Below are 14,841 nucleotides of genomic sequence, written 5' to 3'. Positions count from 1 at the left end.
AATGTATCTCAGAAACACATGGTATGTCGCTGCATGGGATACCGAAGTCACCCGTGAGCCAAAACAGATCAAAGTCCTTGGTGAGAAGATTGTCGTTTTCCGCAGCCAAGCTGGTGAACCCATCGCCCTGATGGACGCCTGCCCTCATCGCAAATTGCCCCTTTCCAAAGGTCGCATCAAAGGTGACCACATCGAATGTGGCTATCACGGCCTGACGTTTGATTGCACGGGAACATGCGTACGCGTTCCCGGCCAGGATCGCATTCCGGCCGCGACAAATGTACATTCATACCCTGTGGTAAGCCGCTACGATCTCGTATGGATATGGATGGGCGATCCTGCCTTGGCTGACCCTGACAAGATTTTCCATATCGAACATTTTGATGATCCTGAATGGGGCATCAATCGAGGTGACGCAATTCCGTTCGCTTGTAACTACCTTTATATTACCGACAACCTTCTTGATCCCAGCCATGTTGCATGGGTTCACCAGTCCTCGTTCGGCACCGCCGCTTGCGAAGAGGAACCGCTCACCATCACCGGAACCGACAACGGGGTGATCGTATCGCGCTGGATGTATGACACTGAGGTAGCCCCGTTTTATAAACGCCTGGTCCCGTTCGAGGGCAATTGTGACCGCGAACAGCACTACGAAGTCCGCTATCCTTCACTGGCCTACATCAAGGCGATCTTTGTCCCCGCTGGATCGGGCGGCGATGCAAATAACCTGCCCGAAGGTCAGTATTTCCAGATGGACAGTTATAACTTCATGACCCCTATCGATGAGGATACCACGCGCTATTTTTGGTTTCAGGTTCGCAATGTGAGCCCCAATGATGAGGAAGTGTCCAATTACATGAGCGAGTCGGTCATGCACGCCTTCAACGAAGATCGCGAGATTTTGGTCGAAGTCCAAAAGGGCATGAGAGATAAGATCACCCGAAACGTAGATATCGCAATTGATGCAGGACCGTTGCTGTTCCGCAGGCGGTTGCAAAAACTGATTGCAGCAGAAGAAAACTCAAATCAGGAAGCCTAGGTGTTCAGCCCCGGCATCTGGTGGATCGGATTTAAGATGAATCGATCCTGCTCGGAAGTCCAGTTTTTGCAAATGTATGCGTAAGGCGTGAGACCGCTGAGTTTTTTTGAGACGGTGCGCGTAAGTGTAGGCGTCAAGGATGTCGCCGCGATGTATGCGGCTGACCACTTCAAAGGGGGAGGCTCAGCCTCGTTGGAGAACGTTGCGCGCTTGTTCAGGTCAAAGCTGGCTGAAGCGTTTCGTCTGGCTGTGTCTTATACCCGACTGCGCCCGGTGGTGGACCATGGGTCTGTTGCCTTGCAAGGTGATTTCAATCACCCCAACAGCCAGCAAGGCGAACAATGTATAATCTTAGTTTCTTGCACGCGTGCAAGATTGACGGTGCATCAGCAATAATGCCGGACGGCAATTCGCATTGAACATCGTTTGTTCTGCATGAAAAATACTTCCATTCGTGAGTGGCACTGTTATCGTTTGAAGTGATCTGACGTCAGTGGAAGGTTAGGAATTTCGAAATCTTGCACGCGTGCAAGATGGTCGATGGCGTCGTATACAGCTTCAAAACGTGCGCGAAATTACGATGTGCGTACGGTATCTGTACAAATCACCGAAAAACGTGCTAGTTCATGTGCGAGCCGAATCCATAAGAGAATCGGAAAAGCGGAATACGACATGAGCGGTAATCTAGAACAGTTTTTGCAAGAGCTCTCCAGAGGGCTCGATAAGACCATGGTGTCTGTCAACAAAGAGCTCACGATGCGAGATCGCATCAAGCGCTCTTGGTCAATGCGTCAGTGTGCACGGTTTCTCAATGTTAGTCATCAGCATCTCACAAAGCTGGCGAAAGATCATGAAGATTTCCCGGCTGGACAATACGTGGGTAGAGAGCGGGTCTTCACTCTTAAGGAGCTGATGCACATTCGCGCGCTATTGGCAGGTACGGGTAAACGCCCTTACGAGTATCTCGCATGGCGCAAGCCCGAAGATCCTCTGCCGGTTATTTCTTTTGCCAGCCAGAAAGGTGGCACTGCCAAGTCACTTTCAGCAGCGCACTTCGCACAGTATCTCAGCCTGCATTACGGCATGCGTGTGGGTATCATGGATGCAGACCCCCAAAGTACAATAACGCTGTATTTTGTAGGTGGCGAAGAGATGCCGACCATGCCGGATGAGAACACTCCAACCATGGTGGATTTTGCGGGCCTGTTTCAGACAACCGAAGAGCAACCGTTCACGGACTACGATGCGCCGACGCTTGACACATTCTTCAAGAAGACTTCGTGGCCGGGCGTGCGATTGCTGCCAGCTCACGGTGAAACGTCTGAGGGCGAAATCCAGATTGCAAGAATTCTGCGCGCGGATATTCCAGGTAAACGGTTTTATCGATTTCTGAAAGATGCAATTGATCGTTGGCGTGTGGGGCATGTCCCAGTCACTAAACCCAACGAGCTATTGAGTGGTGGGAAAGTAGATAAATCAAAACTCGATGCAGCCCTCGTCGAGACGCTTGATTGCATCATCATTGACTATCAGCCTGCTCTTACTCTTTTCCAACTCAATAACGTCATAGCGTCTTCTTCGCTTATCATTCCTCAAACGATGAAGGGGTTCGACATCGCAACCCTTTCAACATTTGTCACGGGACTGCTGACTATGTTGCGTCACATATTCGCGAATGAGCGATTAGATATCGGCGCAGGTGCAAACATGTTGCTGCCAACCATAGTCCAAAGAACGAATGAGCAGGATTTAAAACAGGTGAGCAACCTGCTGGAAAACTGTCCGGACGAAGTGCTTCCCGTATTCTATTTGCGTTCAGACGCCATCTCTAATGCCTCTGACGTCTACCAATCAGTCTATGAGTATGAGCCAGATACCCCCGGCAAGAAGAAAGGCATCAATCGTTTTATCGACAACGCTGATGCTGTGAACGATGCGTTGGTTTCACGTCTGTGGCCCGGTTTGGAAAGAGGTTATGCAGACGCTTGGATGGAAGACTTTTATGACTTTGGAGAGGATGCAGAATGAAGCGTTCGATCAGCAGCTCTGTTTTACGCAAGAAATCATCTGAAACCGCTGACGCCCCACCTAAAGACGTCGTAAGTGAGCCTACGCAGGACGCTAGGACCATCTCGCCTGCGCCTTCCACTGGTTTGAAACCTAGGATGGGCGGCTCAGGCAGCGCTTGGAAAGCGGGAGCACTCAGTGACACTCAGGTCCTTCTGAATGAGAAACGTGCGCAGATCGTAGGTCATATTCTACAAGGAAAGCATGAGCTGGAACTTGATCCTACCCAAATCAAAGATGAGATTGGGACGGATAGACGAGATGATTGGATAGATCAGGATGCTTTCAACTCTCTGCTCGAGAGCATTGAACAAAATGGTCAAGACACACCAATTCAGATCTGGCCCGTCGATCCAAACTGGCAACCCGATCCGCTAGATCCAGAGAACTGTGCTGGCGTTCCATTTTTTCTAATCACTGGACGCAGACGGCATGCCATTGCTCAGAAGCTCGGTCGGCCTGTCAGGGCCATTTTGGCGTCGCCGGAGAAGAGAGGGGTTTCAGACGATCAGTTTGAGATGCTGTTTATGCGCTTCCGAGAAAATGAAGAGCGCGAAAACCTCGGTGCTTTCGAGCGCCTTCTATCAGTTGGCCAGATGTTTGATCGTTATGAAGCTTCGAACCCTGACAAGAAAGTAACCGCTGTTAGTTTTGCGAGCATCATCGGTGTGCACGAAAGCCACGTTTCGAGAGGGAAGGCGGTGTTTAAGGCACGCGATGAAATCTTGCACGCGTGCAAGAATGTGTATGCGCTTAGTCATCGAGAGCTTGAGAAAGTTGTTGCTGAACTCATAAAGGGTCCGGTTAAGACGGCTAAAGGTACCGCCAAGACGAAGAAGTTAACAATCATACGCAAGTTCGGACGAGAGAAGCTTTCTGTTTCATCACAAGGTGGAAAGCTATCGGTCAGCGCTGCGGGAATAGATTTGGATAAGCACAGCCTAGAGGGCTTAGGCGACATGATCGCAGCTTATCTACAAGAACATGGGTCGAAGAAATGAAACGCTCACCTGCAACGATAGGAAAGGGCGCTCGACCTTTATTGAGGTAAGAGCAGAAAGGAACATCACGTGATCTAACGGCAAAAGAAAAGCCCCCAAACCTCGCGGCCTGAGAGCTCGTCTAATTTCTGTTGCAAGACTTAGATAACTCTCCCGCGAAACGAAGTCAACGAAACAACACCGATTTGGTGAACGGGACCCTTTTGCCTTCATTCAACTGATGGAGGTTTAACAACACTCATGAAACATACAGGTTGGCGCAAGCCAACACCGGGCCTTGTCGCCGCTGAAAAGCACGCACAAGCCGGTGAACGGCTATCTATACCCAAATCACAGGCTATTGTTGCCGCAAAGAAGATCGCGGCTGCGATCGGACTGAAGTCTCAGGACCTGCTGCTTTTGGATACATTCGGAGCTGTCACGCAGCCACAGGACTGGGAGCAGGGCAGGCGGCCGATCGTATGGGCCTCCAACAACTTCCTGATGGAGCAGACAGGGTTTTCCCTTGCGACATTGAAACGCCATGCACGCCGGCTTTGCGAAGCGGGCCTCATCGCGTTTAAAGACAGTCCGAATGGCAAACGTTATGGATACAGGGATCATGAGGGGGTCATCGTGGAAGCCTACGGCTTTGATCTCGCCCCTATGGCGGCGCGCACAGCAGAGTTCGAAGCGCTTCACGTTCAGATCCTCGAAGAGCGCCAGGTCTGCAAGTCACTTCGCAACACAATCACCGTGACGCGCCGTGTGATCCGCGCGAAGATCGAGAAAGCCCTGGAGAGCCATCTCAAAGGCCCGTGGCGAGAGCTACAGGCTGAATTTGTTCTGATGCTGGAGCGACTCCCTAAACGCGCTACAGGCCCTGATAAGCTGGTCAACATCGTTGATTGGTTCAAAGCGCTACAAGAGCGCGTAGAAGCGGCTTTCGAGGCAGCGTTTGACTGGCCGCAAGAAACGGACGCAAGATCGCATCCACAGGAGGGTTCAACAGAAACTATTGCTGTCACATATTCCCAAAATATGAACCCCAGGGAGTTCACTGGTGAACCCCACATACTAACTACTATTGAACCTAAACCTGTAATTAGTAATAGCTCAGAAAAACAGCACGCGGCGGGCGTTGGGCCAGAAAGTCCACCGGTAGAGCAGGTAGAGAAACCGGAAGACGTGGATCTTGATGGCGATTGGAGCACTCACACAAACAGGCGGCGATCTGACATCGATATTCCGATGCTGATGCTGACCTGTCCACATTTTGGCGAGATGGCGCGGGGTATGGAGGGTTACATCCGTGATTGGAATGGCGTGCACAGGGCTGCAGCCAAGATCAGACCGATGGTCGGCATCTCAGAACACGCTTGGAACACAGCGCAGAGGGCACTTGGGGCTGAAGTTGCGGCCGCCGCGGTCGCTCTGATCTACGATAAGCATGCGTTGGGGGAGGTTTCCTCGCCGGGCGGATATCTGCGGGGTATGATTCAAAAGGCTCAGGCCGGTGAGTTGCACCTTGATCGCAGTTTCTATGGTCGATTGAGCGAAGTCAGGGCGTGACATGCGACACGTGACGCTTGACACTCGCTGTTTGGCAAGATAGGTAAGACGATGAAAATTGAGAACATCGGCCACAAGGGTCTACGGCGGTTCTTTGAAACAGGGAATCCGAAAGGTCTGGTGGGTGACACGGGCAGGCTTGGAAAGATGCTCGCGTTCATTGACGCGGCAGCCGACCTTGAAGAACTCGGAACGCCGCCAAACTACGGCCTTCACCAATTGACCGGTGATCGGAAGGGAACCTGGTCGATGACTGTAACAAAGAACTGGCGGATGACGTTTCGGTTGAACGACGAAGGTGCTCTGACAGACATGGAACTGGAGGATTATCATGGCTCTTGAGATGCACCCGTCTTTGACGGTCCATGTTGGCGACTGGCTTAAGACAGAAATTGTCGAACCGGCGTCGATCAGTGTCAAGGATCTGGCCGATCATTTCGGTGTATCCCGGCAGGCTGTGAGCAGCTTGCTCAATGGCAATGCGGGATTGTCCGCAGAGATGGCGATCCGCTTCGAGAAGGCCTTTGGTGTCAAGGCGGATACTCTTCTTCGCATGCAGACGAGTTATGAATTGGCGCAAGCGCGGCAGTATGAAGATGACATCAAGGTTCAAAAACTGAAAGCGGTGGCTTGATAGGGCAAGAGCGTCAGAGACCTGCCGCCTTGGTCAGATTGATCCGGAACCGATCCCGACGGCGCTGATATTTGCGTGTCATCTCGGCTGAAGCATGGCCGAGGTGTTTCTGGACATAGCGTTCGTCAACTTCGGCAGAACTCGCGAGGCCGGCGCGCAACGAGTGACCCGAGAATAGCGCCAATCGTCTTTTTTCAGGCAGGTCTGAGCGGATACCGGCGTCTAACACGGTTTGCTTAATGAGGCGCACGACGTGCTTATCCGATAGCCTTGCGGGAAGGGCTTTCTTGCCATCACGAGAGGTGCGTACGAACAGAGGCCCAAAATCGATCCTGGCAAAATGCAACCACCTCTCAAGGGCATGAACGGGGCAGGTTTGGTTGCTTGATCCCCGGCCAATCTCAACCTCGCGCCAGCCGGTCTTGGCATTCAGCGTCAGCAGGGCCCCTTCGTCGGTAATATCTACCCAGCCGCCTGAATCCGGAGTGTCGTCTTTGTAGACATCCAGGCTGACGATCTCGGAACGCCGCAACCCTCCCGCGTATCCGATGAGCAGGATTGCCCGATCTCTTAGCCCCCGTAGGTCTTGGGGCAGGGTGGCCACCATGGCGAGGATATCGTCGCGCAGAATCGCTTCCTTCTGCACCGGCGGCTTGCCATGTTTGCGTTTGATCCCGGCCAGCACGGTGACGATGTGGCGGTTCTTGCGGTCAAGTGTGAAACCGCGCTGCTGGTAGTGCCAGGCAAGGCCAGACAGGCGGCGCTCAATTGTCGAGACGGTGATTGCCGGAGCCTTGCCAACGGGTGCTGCCAAGTCCGCCAGATAGAGACCAACCATTTCGGGAGAGGGGGGCAGGAGATCCAAACCCTTGATCCGGCACCATCGCCCAAAGTGTTTCCAGTCGGCCGCGTAAGCCTTGTTGGTGTTTTCGGCTGTGGCGGCCTTGGCGTAATCGCGCGCGGTATCGGCAAGGCGATCGAGGGTGCCCGAGCCTGCAACATGAGAGGGCAGGGCGATGCCATCGCCTTTTTCTTGATCTCTCTCGTCGCCCCGAGAAGTATCACCTGCATCAGAGTGTGACGACGTCGGTTTCTCGTCCTCTATGGTCATTTTCCAGTGAACTCAGCGATGAAATTGAAGTGCTTCCCAGTCTATATTTTAGTGTCCGATAATGCAAACTTATTGGACATAGAAAAGAGGTGCAAGGTGGGGCGGTTTGCACATCATATTGTGGACGTAAGCGCCGCCTTGCGATAGTCTTGTGGTATGACCTATCAGCCAACCGTGAGCTCTGACGACCCGATCACCCTACCGAAACTGCCCGCATGGGTCACCACCGGGCGGGCAGAAACCCTTGAAACTGTGGCATTTCGGTCAGGGGCGGCCCTGACCGTGCTGGATACATTGGTCTCGGACCCCAACCATGGTGTGCCGGTGAAACTGCTGGCCAATCGCCTTGCCCTGACAGCCGCCACAGCGACCTCGAAACTGGAGGGGCGGTTGGCGCGAGAAGCTGATATCCGCGACGCCTACCACCTGACGCCCCCAGGCGAAGCGCGGGGTCCCGATGGCGATCTTTTGGCCTTTTGGCGCGATGCGGGGCGATTTCGTGCGAACGGGACTGGCGAGATTTTCGACTTGGCTGGTGCGGGCTTCGCGGGCGAGGTGGGCGCAGGGCTGAAGGCAGGACAGGATCAGGCCCGAACCCATGGGCCATTGGCCGGATGCGTGGCTGTTCTTCGTTCCGTTCTGGATGCCGACGACCGAGCGGAGCGTGCGGCGTGTCTGCTCTCTGATATCGATTTAGCGCGGGTTCTGAACTGGAAAATGGTGCTGCCGATAACTGCGCAGCGGCTGACAAAGGCGACGCTGCGCAACCTGAACGGAGAAGGGCAGGGGGCCGAACTGGCAGTCCAAGTGCGGATCCTCGAGTCCATCGAGAGCACAATACGGCTAGCCCGGGATCTGGCCCGTCGTGCCGAAACGCTTCGCAGCGTCGCCCCGAGGCTCCGCGCAAAAGGATCGGACGCAGCGGTCGATCTCTTCCTCGCCGAGGATGCCGTGGCGCCCTCAACGATGCTGTCCCCAATGATCCAAGGGACGAATTTCCCGATGACCGACCGGGCGGCACGGCGGTTCTGCGATCGGCTTGTCGAACTTGGTGTGGCGCGGGAACTGACCGGACGCCCGACCTTCCGGCTTTACGGGATCGCATCATGACGCTGGCGACCAGGAAACGGAAACCCGCGGATGAAGGTGAAGCCGTCTTTGATCGTGAGCTCGACGATTTGCCTCAAGAGCTACGCTGGCGCGAGTGGATGGGGCGGATCGAAGCGGTGCTGTTTGCCAGCGCGTCGCCGGTCGACCGCCACGACCTCGCCCGTGTGGTGGGGCAGGGGGTCTCGGTCGAGATGCTGATCGATGACATCCAGTCCGAACTCACCGGTAGACCCTACGAGTTGGCTCAAGTCGCCCATGGCTGGATGTTCCGCACGAGGATCCAGTTCGCCGAGGCAATCAAGGCGGCAGCTGATCTTGACGATCAATCCCTCGGGTTCACTGATATAGAAATGGGCGTGCTTTGCGCCATCGCCTATCACCAACCGATTGACCGGGCAGGGTTGAAGGACATTTTTGGCAAAGATGTCAGCCGCGACCTACTGGCGCGATTGCGCTTCAAGGATCTAATAGCGTCAGGTCCGCGGTCACCTCGGCCCGGGGCGCCGCATACTTTCGTGACCACGGAAACGTTTTTGGCAACGTTTGATCTGCAGACATTGCGGGATCTTCCAGAGCTTGAATTGGCTGTTGGAAAGGCGGGTGAGGAGACACAGACAGTTCAGGTCTGAGGCTCTTCGCTTTCAATTGGTCGGAGGTGGAAGCAGACTTTACGTGTATTTCTGGTTTGGTGCATCCGCCACGAAGTCACGATCCAACAGATTAGGCGCGATGTTGAACTTGTAATCGCTATCGGTTGTGACCTTGTGTTTGCGCGTTCGCACAACGGATATGCCGTTCTGACGCATCAGACGGCCAACGTGATCAAATCAGATCGCTGTCTGCGGCTGGCTGGACGGCTGCGGAACGCACGCAAACCACGTGTACTGACGCCACGAACCTTACGCAACCGATTGGCTGGAAAGCTGGACCTGTGTTCTTCGACAAATCTAGATCTCATTGCTTTAGCTCTGAGCACGGCTGATGTTGAAGACCTGTTGGCCGCGCGAGGCGCGATCGACGCGGATGGAGACATCCTCGATATTCTCCTGCAAACACGCCGCAGTGCCAAAGCAGCAAAGCACCTCTTCCAAAGATTGATTTCACAGTTTGGCGAGCCGAGGGTGATCATAACCGACAAACTGCGCAGCTATATCAAGCCGGTCAAAACACTGACCCCGAACGCTGACCATCGCGCGCACAAGGGCTTGAACAACGCGATTGAAGTGTCGCACCGGCCGACACGTAAACGAGAGAAGATCTTCGGCAGATTCAAATCCCACCGGCAGGCTCAGAGGTTTTTGGCCGCACATGACCAGATCAACCTGCTCTTGCGTCCTCGTTGCTCTCAACTGAATGCAACTTCATACCGCCACGCCCGCTCCGATGCATTCAGCCTCAGGGCAGATTACGCCGCGGAAATGGTGGCATGATCCTGCCTTTGCCAAGCTTCACAAACTGACGCCAACAACTTGGCAATACCCAGCACAAGACCTCACTTGATGGTGTGCCAGATAGCGGAAGGACGATACGTCGCCAGCCGCTATCGACATGTGATGTTCTCAGCTGTTTTGGTTTGGGGTTCGCAAATCAATCACCGCGTCTAAGCGCCTGCGCCATACAGTGAATGCCACCACCGGTTTTTGAAATCTCCGCTGTTTCGACCGCAGCGACCTCAAAACCGCGTGCGCGCAGCTGGTCAATCAGATAGGTGGATGACGTTGGCGCGATCACTTTATCATTGCCCAGCGACATCAGGTTGCAGCCCAAGGCCATAGTCTGTGGAAATGGCACGTCGATAATCTCATGTCCCTTCGCCTCAAGCCATTCCACGATGCCCGGTTCCGTACACGCAAGGCACACGGCGGTCAGTTTTTCGGCAATGGGTACGACCATCAGATCAATATGGACGTAGTATTCGTCGATGAAGGCAAGACGCACTTCCCAGCCTTCAGCCTCGAACCACCCTGCCACCTGACGCGCCCCCGGCTCATTGGTCCGGGCATCCCCGCAGCCGATCAGCACGCAGCCCTCTTCGATCACATTGAAATCGCCGCCCTCGAAAGTACCGGCTGTCACCATGTCGTAGATCGGGATACCCAGCTTTTCATAGGCACGGATGGCCGCATAGTTTTCACCGCGTCGCCACCATTGTGACATGGCCGTGATGAAGGCCCCGTAAGGCGTCATCACGCTGGAATCGCGTGAATAGACCTGCATGGTCAGTTCTGGTTCAGGCTCAAGCATATGAACATTCACGTTGAAGTGTTTATAGGCCGAGACAAGTTCGGCATGTTGGGCCTGAGCCACCTGAATGTTGCAAGGCGCTTCGCGCAGATGCTTGCGCGACAAACTGGACGTTGCGCGGTGAAACAAATGCGCAGGCGAGCCAAGCAGAACGTCGGTGAGCGGATCCGTCTCGTTGCGAAACCCCCAGTTTGTTAGGGGTGCCGTGCTTCCGTTTTGATTGCGGCGCTGAAGGCTGAAGGTGTCTGAGTGTTTATCAAGGGCCATTGTGTTCTCCTGCTAAATCAAGCGTCGGGCACGGTGGAGGGGATCCACCAATCTTGTCCGCGCGGGGTGTTGATATATTCGGGCCAGCGAAAATGGATCGGTGGATCATAATCACAAAGTGGTGGGTGCCACGTGGTGCCGCCAATGCCGCCACCCGTTCGTGTCTGGAACTCTTCCATAGCCGCATCGCGTGCGCCTTCGTCTTCGAGCAACCGGATTGCTACGCAAGCCAGTACCTTGGCGGCGGTTTGCACCATTGGATCAATTGTGGCGGGTATGCCGCCAAGCGCGTTCATTACCCAAGGCGGATAGGCGCCCGTTTCTGGTGCCTTTAGCGCCGGGCGGGCGATATAGAACCGTGCAGTTGGCGTGTGCCAGGTCATATCGGTATAATCATCAGATGTTGAATTCAGCTGAGAGGGTGGCAAATCCCGACGTAGGATCGCTTCGGCCTGCTGTGGTTCAACCAACTGCGTCAGAGCGTTGATGAATGGTTCCTCCATCGGGACCATCCCCAGATTGCGCTGAATGTCGCGCGCTACACCTTTAGCCGCTTCGTCCCAAACCGGAGCCCCGACCTGTTGCAAGGCGCCCCACACGACATTTGCCATCGCATGATTTGCCAAACCAGGGCGGGATTTGCTGACCCAGTGGCGCTCCCATCTACAGCCGGTCATTGCAGCACTGGCGGCGGCGTTGCGGTCCAGAACGGCGGTGATCTGTTCGGCCATCGCCACAGTTGGCACGCGCATCATATATTGGATCTCTGCCAGACCTGCTGGCAGGTTGTCTGCGGTGGCCTGCCCGGCGGTCAGGATCGCTTCGGATACTGACCAGCCGCCTTGATGGGGCAGCATCGCCTCGCGCAGCGCCTTTGAAGACTGATACATTGTCATCAACGCGTCATTCGCGCCAGGGGCACGCACGGCGGAATGAGATTGGGGAATGGGCGCACCATCGCTGCTGCCCCAGCTCTCAGGAGCATCACAGATAAAGCGGTAAACCATCGCATAAGCAGCGCCACAATGCGTATCCCAACGCACCGTATTGCACATTGGCAGCATGTAGAACGGATGGAACGACAGCATCGCTGCCAGCCCGTCGTAGTATCCTTTGGCCGCATGGATCGGCTTTGATCCCCGCACCTTTTCCGCCGGCTCTCCGGTATAACGCAGACCGCCCTTGATGCCGTGTTTTTCCATCGCCGCTTTGGCGGCCAGCAGCCCACCCAGCGTCGCAATGCCAAGCCCCGAGTGCGGGTCGGTATGCCCGCCTGCTTGAAATCCCAACCCTTCGCGCGGTTCTCGACGGGTCGATGCCGCCTGACAATTGCCCGGAACAGCGTCGTACTCTGCATACATGCCGATTACCGGACCAGCGCCGTTTGACCATTCCGCGCAAAAGGCCGTAGGCATACCGCCAGAACCTTCTTCAACCCTAAAACCTTCGGCGCGCAGCCGTTTCACATACCATTCTGCCGAGCGGTACTCGCGCCAGGCCGGTTCAGCGAAATTGAATATTGTCGCGCACCAATCCGACAGCTCGGCTTGCCGAGAGTCGACAACAGCCAGTGCGCTTGATTGTGCATTCGACAGGGGCATCGGATTTTTCATGGTGCCAAGTAACGCAGCGCTACAGCAGATAGAAAAGTGAAATCATTTCAATCAACCTGCAAATTTGGTTCACCTCGTGGCTGGTTTCACCAAACGCATGTTGTATACCTACCCTAAAGTGAGAGATGTGATATGAAACGGCTACCTTCAACTCAAGCGCTGCGCGCTCTTGAGAGTTTTTTGCGGCACGGGGCGGTTTGGAAAGCTGCGGATGAACTGAACCTCACCCGCAGCGCAGTTAGCCATCAACTGCGTTTGCTGGAACGCGATCTTGGGTTCGCGCTGTTTAATCGCGTGGGAACCCGGATCGAACTTACCACTCGTGGGAGCACCTACGCCAATGACGTATCCGCTGCTCTGTCATTGATCAGCTTGTCCGCTGCGCGCAATGCCGGGCAGGAATTGTCCGGCCAATTATGTATCAGCTGTACCCCCGGTTTTGCCGCGACCTGGCTTAGCACAAAAATCGGAAAGTTCAGGCGGAACTTTCCCGAAATAGCCCTTTCTATAATCACACCAAAACTGCTTGAAGATGTTACAAACCCCGATGTGGATGTGTTTATAGCCTTTGGTGAAAGCACCATGAAAGATGTAGAAGTCGAGTTATTAAAGGAAGTTGAGTTCACCCCTTTGATCAGCCCGGTTCTGCTGAATAGGTTGGGCGCGTTTCAGGAACCAGGTGACGTTTTGCGGGGCGATCTTTTGCATCTAGCCGATCAGGAAGACTGGAAAGCGTGGTTCCAAGCTGCTGGTTGCTCTCCTGATTTGACAAATTCCGGTGTCTTTTTTGCAGACATGAATCTGGTTTATGGGGCTGCAATGAACGCTCAGGGTTTGGCGATGGGGGATGAATTCATCTGCCGCGAGGCGATGGAGACCGGCCACCTGGTGCGGTTGTTTGATTTGTCCATCAAGTCACCCAAGGCATATTATCTGGCAATCCCATCCGCGAAATCCGACTTTGCCAGCGTGGTCGCATTCCGAGATTGGATCTTGGATGAATTATCACGTTCGAACACCTAAATATCTGCCTTTGGCAAATTCTATTTGCCAATGATGTAAAAACAATTCGTTTGTCAGGAAGTATTTCCTCCTTCTAGCTTAGGCCACACGGAGGAAGCCATGCTTGCTAAAACACGCGCAGCTGAGATTGACGCCCAAAACGTCGGCAAGGATTTTGGCAGCTTTACAGCGCTTGATGATATCTCCTTGACTGTTGGCTGCGGTGAGTTTCTGACCCTGCTGGGGCCGTCGGGGTCCGGCAAGACAACCTTCCTGATGGTTTTGGCCGGCTTTGAGGCGGCGACCCGTGGGCGGATGACGCTGGATGGGCGTGATGTCACGCATGTCCCACCCGAAGATCGCGGATTTGGCATGGTGTTTCAGGGCTATGCCCTGTTCCCGCATATGAGCGTCGCGCAGAACATTGCATTCCCCCTCAAGGTCCAGCGCCGCAGTGCATCCGACACTAAGCGCCGCGTCGCAGAGATGATTGAAATGGTGGGTCTTGGGGGCCACGGCCAAAAACGCCCATCCGCCCTGTCGGGTGGCCAGCAACAACGCGTGGCCCTTGCGCGGGCTTTGGCCTGTGAGCCATCGGTGCTTTTACTGGACGAGCCGTTTTCAGCTTTGGACAAGAACCTGCGCAACCAGATGCAGGACGAGGTGCGCAGGTTACATCAGGAAACCGGTACCACCTTCATTTTCGTCACCCATGATCAGTCAGAAGCCTTGGCGTTGTCTAACAAGGTTGCGATATTTGAACAGGGCAAGCTGCAACAGATCGGCACGCCACGTGATGTTTACGAACAACCCCAAAACCGATTTGTTGCGGAATTTTTGGGGGATATCAACATCCTGCCAATGAGTGACGTCAAAAGCCACGGCAGGTTTACAGAAGGGCTGTTCGAAGATCAGGCCCTGCGCATTGTGCGCCCGGCACAGTCGTTCGGTCAAACCTTGGCCGTGCGGCCCGAGTACATGCATCTGACGAACAAACAGCAGTCAAACGGCAATTCCATCGCGGCAACGATCACCGGCCTGACGTATCTGGGCGCGGAAACCCGGCTTGATCTCACAACCCGTGGTGGCACGCATTTGATACTGTCTCAGGTCACGGCCGACTTGCCTCAAGGGTTTGGCCCCGGATCTGAGGTGTGGGCAGGCTGGTCCGAAGACAAGGGCATTCTACTATAGCGCGAGGG

At 54.6% G+C, this 14,841-nt stretch carries 14 protein-coding genes and 2 pseudogenes; 11 read left to right on the top strand and 5 right to left on the bottom strand.

All coding sequences use genetic code 11. The annotated features are described in order from the left end of the window. The first annotated feature begins 1 nt into the window (after window position 1). Window positions 2-1,039: an aromatic ring-hydroxylating dioxygenase subunit alpha gene (locus ABJO75_RS01040; protein ID WP_348286074.1), complete on the top strand. Its 1,038-nt coding sequence runs from the start codon at window positions 2-4 to the stop codon at window positions 1,037-1,039. Here the strand turns inward: ABJO75_RS01040 and ABJO75_RS01035 are convergent. Beyond that, a pseudogene (locus ABJO75_RS01035) lies at window positions 1,036-1,183 on the bottom strand (IS481 family transposase); the annotation flags it as partial. The gene ABJO75_RS01040 and the pseudogene ABJO75_RS01035 overlap by 4 nt on opposite strands. Window positions 1,184-1,711: 528 nt before the next feature. Between ABJO75_RS01035 and ABJO75_RS01030 the strand changes: the two are divergent. The 5 genes from ABJO75_RS01030 to ABJO75_RS01010 all read left to right on the top strand — a co-directional run bounded on the left by ABJO75_RS01030 (window position 1,712) and on the right by ABJO75_RS01010 (window position 6,292). Continuing rightward, on the top strand, window positions 1,712-3,067 hold the full coding sequence (locus ABJO75_RS01030; protein WP_348286076.1) for an AAA family ATPase: 1,356 nt from the start codon (window positions 1,712-1,714) through the stop codon (window positions 3,065-3,067). After that, a complete protein-coding gene (locus ABJO75_RS01025) occupies window positions 3,064-4,107 on the top strand; it encodes a replication protein (RefSeq protein WP_348432327.1) in 1,044 nt (347 codons plus the stop codon). The genes ABJO75_RS01030 and ABJO75_RS01025 overlap by 4 nt, the downstream gene beginning before the upstream one ends. 240 nt (window positions 4,108-4,347) lie before the next feature. Continuing rightward, window positions 4,348-5,658: a plasmid replication protein RepC gene (gene repC / locus ABJO75_RS01020; protein WP_348432326.1), complete on the top strand. Its 1,311-nt coding sequence runs from the start codon at window positions 4,348-4,350 to the stop codon at window positions 5,656-5,658. A gap of 51 nt (window positions 5,659-5,709) precedes the next feature. Next, complete coding sequence (locus tag ABJO75_RS01015; protein ID WP_348286082.1) at window positions 5,710-6,000, top strand: type II toxin-antitoxin system RelE/ParE family toxin; 291 nt, start codon at window positions 5,710-5,712, stop codon at window positions 5,998-6,000. Then, the gene (locus tag ABJO75_RS01010; protein WP_348286084.1) at window positions 5,990-6,292 is read left to right on the top strand and encodes a HigA family addiction module antitoxin; all 303 of its coding nucleotides are present in this window, start codon (window positions 5,990-5,992) and stop codon (window positions 6,290-6,292) included. Before ABJO75_RS01015 ends, ABJO75_RS01010 begins: the two co-directional genes overlap by 11 nt. A 13-nt stretch (window positions 6,293-6,305) precedes the next feature. On the opposite strand, the gene ABJO75_RS01005 is transcribed toward ABJO75_RS01010, so the two are convergent. Further along, the gene (locus ABJO75_RS01005; RefSeq protein ID WP_348432325.1) at window positions 6,306-7,403 is read right to left on the bottom strand and encodes a tyrosine-type recombinase/integrase; all 1,098 of its coding nucleotides are present in this window, start codon (window positions 7,401-7,403) and stop codon (window positions 6,306-6,308) included. A 156-nt stretch (window positions 7,404-7,559) separates the two neighbouring features. On the opposite strand from ABJO75_RS01005, the gene ABJO75_RS01000 reads away from it, so the two are divergent. Further along, complete coding sequence (locus tag ABJO75_RS01000) at window positions 7,560-8,513, top strand: DUF1403 family protein (protein WP_348432324.1); 954 nt, start codon at window positions 7,560-7,562, stop codon at window positions 8,511-8,513. Further along, complete coding sequence (locus tag ABJO75_RS00995; protein ID WP_348432323.1) at window positions 8,510-9,142, top strand: SMC-Scp complex subunit ScpB; 633 nt, start codon at window positions 8,510-8,512, stop codon at window positions 9,140-9,142. The genes ABJO75_RS01000 and ABJO75_RS00995 overlap by 4 nt, the downstream gene beginning before the upstream one ends. Window positions 9,143-9,187: 45 nt before the next feature. On the opposite strand, the pseudogene ABJO75_RS00990 reads toward ABJO75_RS00995, so the two are convergent. Beyond that, window positions 9,188-9,477 (bottom strand): annotated as a pseudogene (locus tag ABJO75_RS00990) (IS3 family transposase); the annotation flags it as partial. Between ABJO75_RS00990 and ABJO75_RS00985 the strand changes: the two are divergent. Further along, a complete protein-coding gene (locus tag ABJO75_RS00985) occupies window positions 9,425-9,943 on the top strand; it encodes a DDE-type integrase/transposase/recombinase (protein ID WP_348432322.1) in 519 nt (172 codons plus the stop codon). The pseudogene ABJO75_RS00990 and the gene ABJO75_RS00985 overlap by 53 nt on opposite strands. A 157-nt stretch (window positions 9,944-10,100) precedes the next feature. On the opposite strand, the gene ABJO75_RS00980 is transcribed toward ABJO75_RS00985, so the two are convergent. Together ABJO75_RS00980 and ABJO75_RS00975 are read right to left on the bottom strand one after the other, a co-directional pair. Beyond that, window positions 10,101-11,024: a dimethylarginine dimethylaminohydrolase family protein gene (locus ABJO75_RS00980; protein ID WP_348286092.1), complete on the bottom strand. Its 924-nt coding sequence runs from the start codon at window positions 11,022-11,024 to the stop codon at window positions 10,101-10,103. A gap of 17 nt (window positions 11,025-11,041) precedes the next feature. Then, the gene (locus ABJO75_RS00975; RefSeq protein ID WP_348412852.1) at window positions 11,042-12,625 is read right to left on the bottom strand and encodes an amidohydrolase; all 1,584 of its coding nucleotides are present in this window, start codon (window positions 12,623-12,625) and stop codon (window positions 11,042-11,044) included. A gap of 144 nt (window positions 12,626-12,769) precedes the next feature. Here ABJO75_RS00975 and ABJO75_RS00970 point away from each other — a divergent pair, with 144 nt between their 5' ends. Together ABJO75_RS00970 and ABJO75_RS00965 are read left to right on the top strand one after the other, a co-directional pair. Next, window positions 12,770-13,660 (top strand): LysR substrate-binding domain-containing protein, encoded by an 891-nt coding sequence (locus ABJO75_RS00970; RefSeq protein ID WP_348432319.1) that lies wholly within the window; start codon window positions 12,770-12,772, stop codon window positions 13,658-13,660. Window positions 13,661-13,759: 99 nt separating this feature from the next. Further along, window positions 13,760-14,833 carry an ABC transporter ATP-binding protein gene (locus tag ABJO75_RS00965; RefSeq protein WP_348432317.1) on the top strand — a complete coding sequence of 358 codons (1,074 nt, stop codon included), beginning with the start codon at window positions 13,760-13,762 and terminating at the stop codon, window positions 14,831-14,833. Window positions 14,834-14,841 lie beyond the last annotated feature (8 nt).

Source organism: Sedimentitalea sp. (genome assembly GCF_039973035.1).
Classification (GTDB): domain Bacteria; phylum Pseudomonadota; class Alphaproteobacteria; order Rhodobacterales; family Rhodobacteraceae; genus Sedimentitalea.
The sequence above is the reverse complement of the archived record's forward strand: the minus strand, read 5'-3'. Positions and strand labels throughout refer to the sequence as shown.

What these genes read in the sequence shown, in the direction of transcription:
- ABJO75_RS01040 (WP_348286074.1), top strand. Translation starts at nt 2, where the DNA reads ATGTATCTCAGAAACACATGGTATGTCGCTGCATGGGATACCGAAGTC.
- ABJO75_RS01030 (WP_348286076.1), top strand. Translation starts at nt 1,712, where the DNA reads ATGAGCGGTAATCTAGAACAGTTTTTGCAAGAGCTCTCCAGAGGGCTC.
- ABJO75_RS01025 (WP_348432327.1), top strand. Translation starts at nt 3,064, where the DNA reads ATGAAGCGTTCGATCAGCAGCTCTGTTTTACGCAAGAAATCATCTGAA.
- repC (WP_348432326.1), top strand. Translation starts at nt 4,348, where the DNA reads ATGAAACATACAGGTTGGCGCAAGCCAACACCGGGCCTTGTCGCCGCT.
- ABJO75_RS01015 (WP_348286082.1), top strand. Translation starts at nt 5,710, where the DNA reads ATGAAAATTGAGAACATCGGCCACAAGGGTCTACGGCGGTTCTTTGAA.
- ABJO75_RS01010 (WP_348286084.1), top strand. Translation starts at nt 5,990, where the DNA reads ATGGCTCTTGAGATGCACCCGTCTTTGACGGTCCATGTTGGCGACTGG.
- ABJO75_RS01005 (WP_348432325.1), bottom strand. Translation starts at nt 7,403, where the DNA reads ATGACCATAGAGGACGAGAAACCGACGTCGTCACACTCTGATGCAGGT.
- ABJO75_RS01000 (WP_348432324.1), top strand. Translation starts at nt 7,560, where the DNA reads ATGACCTATCAGCCAACCGTGAGCTCTGACGACCCGATCACCCTACCG.
- ABJO75_RS00995 (WP_348432323.1), top strand. Translation starts at nt 8,510, where the DNA reads ATGACGCTGGCGACCAGGAAACGGAAACCCGCGGATGAAGGTGAAGCC.
- ABJO75_RS00980 (WP_348286092.1), bottom strand. Translation starts at nt 11,024, where the DNA reads ATGGCCCTTGATAAACACTCAGACACCTTCAGCCTTCAGCGCCGCAAT.
- ABJO75_RS00975 (WP_348412852.1), bottom strand. Translation starts at nt 12,625, where the DNA reads ATGCCCCTGTCGAATGCACAATCAAGCGCACTGGCTGTTGTCGACTCT.
- ABJO75_RS00970 (WP_348432319.1), top strand. Translation starts at nt 12,770, where the DNA reads ATGAAACGGCTACCTTCAACTCAAGCGCTGCGCGCTCTTGAGAGTTTT.
- ABJO75_RS00965 (WP_348432317.1), top strand. Translation starts at nt 13,760, where the DNA reads ATGCTTGCTAAAACACGCGCAGCTGAGATTGACGCCCAAAACGTCGGC.